Below are 2,738 nucleotides of genomic sequence, written 5' to 3' on the forward strand. Positions count from 1 at the left end.
GCCCAGCGTTCTCGTACACGCCGCTCACGATCGCGTCACCCAACTCGCCCGCGCGACCACGAGATGCCACGAGACGGATGCCCCGGCCGATCTTTCCTCCAACGACGGCGCTGTCGAGCCGTGTGCCGACGACGCCCGCACGATGGATCAACGTCGGGCCGACATCCTCTTCGACCTGGTTCTGGCAGCCGATCCCGTCGCGCACGCCGCGGGCGATGCGGCGATCCGCGGGAACGTCAGCGTCACAGTCCCCGTACTCGCTCTCATCGACGACACCGTGCGCGATCCGTTCGAGGCGACCACGCTCGACGGCCAGTCGCCGATCGACATCGACACCGCCCGGATGCTGGCCGCCGACGCGCCGGGATGGGACCGCATCCTGACCCATCCGATCACCGGCGCGGTCCTCGGAGTCGACCGCTACCGGCCGAGCGAGGAGGTGCGTCGACATCTGCGCGTGCGCGATCAGCACTGCCGATTCCCCGGGTGTCGCATGCCGACTCGAAGGTGCGACGCCGACCACACGCTGGATTTCGCCCTCGGCGGCGCCACAACGGCCGAGAACCTGGCCAACCTCTGCCGAAGGCACCACACCCTGAAGCATCAGACATCCTGGACCGTCGTGCAGCGTCCCGGCGGGGTGCTCGAGTGGACCAGCCCGACCGGAGCGGTGTACACCGACCGACCGGTCAGCACCGTCGCCTTCGCACCCGACCCTGAGTGCGAGTACGCCTCTGCGCCGTTCTGAGTCGCACTCGGCGCGGCCGCCTCCTCAGCGCGGCTGCAGGCCTGCTGCGCGGTACACCGCGTCCACCACATGCATCGTGCCGACGCCCTGTGCGGCGTCGAGTTCGCTCGGGATGCCGTCGCGCAGGGCGCCGATCACATGTTCGAGCTGGCGCGCGTAGCTGTTCTCGCCGTCAGCCGCCTTGTCTTCGATCAGCACACGGTCATCCGCGGTCACGCGCAGCTGCGCGCCCCACTGCGGCACGATCACGCTCGTGGCCTCCAGGTCCGCCGCCGACCCGGCGACCCGCAGCGACATGCTGCCCTTGTCGTCGCCGATGAACGACGACCGGATACGAACCGGGATGCCGCCCGCAAGCTCGAGTTCGGCATCCATCTGCAGGTCGACGCGGGGGTCGCCGTCGTACAGCGTCGCGTCCGCCGAGACCACCGCCGGTTCGCCCCACGCGGCGCGGATGAGGTCGACGGCGTAGCATCCGACGTCCATGAAGGACCCGCCGCCCAGATCGCCGTCGAGGCGGATGTTGCCGGGCTGGACGACGAAGTGAGGGATGCTGTAGTCGAACTCCACGCACCGGACGTCGCCGAGCACGCCCGAGGCGAGCACGTCCAGCAGCTGCCGCGTGAACCCGTGCAGCCGGTAGTGGAATCCCACGAATGCGCGCCGGCCGGCAGCATCCGCCGCATCGGCGATCTGCGCCGCCGTCGTGGCGTTCGCCGACAGCGGCTTCTCGCACAGCACGTTCTTGCCGGCCTCCAACGCCCGGATCGCCCAGTACGCCTGGACGGTCGAGGGGAGCGGAATGTAGACGAGGTCGACGTCGGGGTGCTTGAGGACAAGCTCGTAGTCCCCCGACTCGGGGACGTCGAGCAGGTCGGCCGTGGCCCGCGCGCGTTCCGGATCCCGCGCGCCGATCGCGACCACGCGCACGCCGTCGAGTCCGCGAGCCGGCTCCACGATCGCCCGCTCGCTGATGCCGGCGGCGCCGAGGATGCCGATGCCGATCTGATCCGCCATGAGTCAGTCCTCCAGGATGTGCGTGCGCGCATCACGCTGAATCGCGATGATGCGGTCCTCCCAGTCCCCGATGGGCACGTCCTCCACCAGCCCGCTGCGCTCCAAGTGCTCGAACGCGTCGGCGAGCCCGTCCTCGAGTGTGATGCGCGGCACGAACTCCGGCACATCACGCTGGAGCTTGGCGGCGCTGTAGAGGAGATTCCGCGCGAATATGCCCGGCACCATCATGAACCGTTTCGGGTCGAGCTCGTACAGCATGTCCGCCGACACCCCGACCTGCTCGACCTCGCGTCCCAGCACGCCCATCGCGACGGCGTGGATTGTCGTCCACTCCATCGGCTGCGGATTCACCAGGAAGTAGGTCTGCCCGATGGTGCGATCCCGCTCGAGCACGCCCACGAAGCCGAGCGCGGCATCGTCGACGTGCAGGAGATGGTGAAGCGCAGTGCCCTCGCCGACCCGGAGGATCGGTCGTCCCTCGCGGATGCGCCGGATCCAGCGGGTGTCGATGCCCACCTGCCGCACGACACGCTTGCGCCCGTAGGTGGTGGACGGCTTGACGATCGTCGCCGGGAATCCGCGGTCGTAGAACGCCGCCTGGTACAGGCGATCGAGCGAGACCTTGTCCTGCGCGTACGGCACCGCGGGGCGAAGCGGATGATCCTCGGTGATCGGCAGCCAGTCCGCCGTCTCGCCGACGGTGGTCACGGTCGAGGTCTGAATGAAGTGGCCGACATCCCGGAACGCCTCGAGGCTCGCTGCACCGTGTGCGGGCGTGAACCCGATGAAGTCGATCGCGGCGTCGAAGCGCTCGCCCTGAACCGCGGGCACGAACCATTCGAGATCGTGCCGGTCTCCGGAGAGGTGCCGCGCGCCGTCGGGCAGTGCTCCCGACGAACCACGGGTGATGCAGGTGACGTCGTGTCCTCGTTCGAGCAGCAGCCGCACCACGCTGGTCGAGATGTTGCCGGTT

General features: G+C 69.0%; 3 protein-coding genes. 1 reads left to right on the forward strand and 2 read right to left on the reverse strand.

The features are described 5' to 3' along the window. Positions 1-748: HNH endonuclease signature motif containing protein (locus VFX99_RS13265; protein WP_329666768.1), on the forward strand; the 748-nt coding region annotated here is incomplete at its 5' end. 24 nt (positions 749-772) lie between these two features. Here VFX99_RS13265 and VFX99_RS13270 read toward each other — a convergent pair. Then, positions 773-1,765 (reverse strand): Gfo/Idh/MocA family oxidoreductase, encoded by a 993-nt coding sequence (locus VFX99_RS13270; RefSeq protein ID WP_329666769.1) that lies wholly within the window; start codon positions 1,763-1,765, stop codon positions 773-775. A 3-nt stretch (positions 1,766-1,768) separates the two neighbouring features. Further along, positions 1,769-2,738: NAD-dependent epimerase/dehydratase family protein (locus VFX99_RS13275; protein WP_329666770.1), on the reverse strand; the 970-nt coding region annotated here is incomplete at its 5' end.

It is taken from the genome of Microbacterium sp. (assembly GCF_036277215.1).
Classification (GTDB): Bacteria; Actinomycetota; Actinomycetes; order Actinomycetales; family Microbacteriaceae; genus Microbacterium.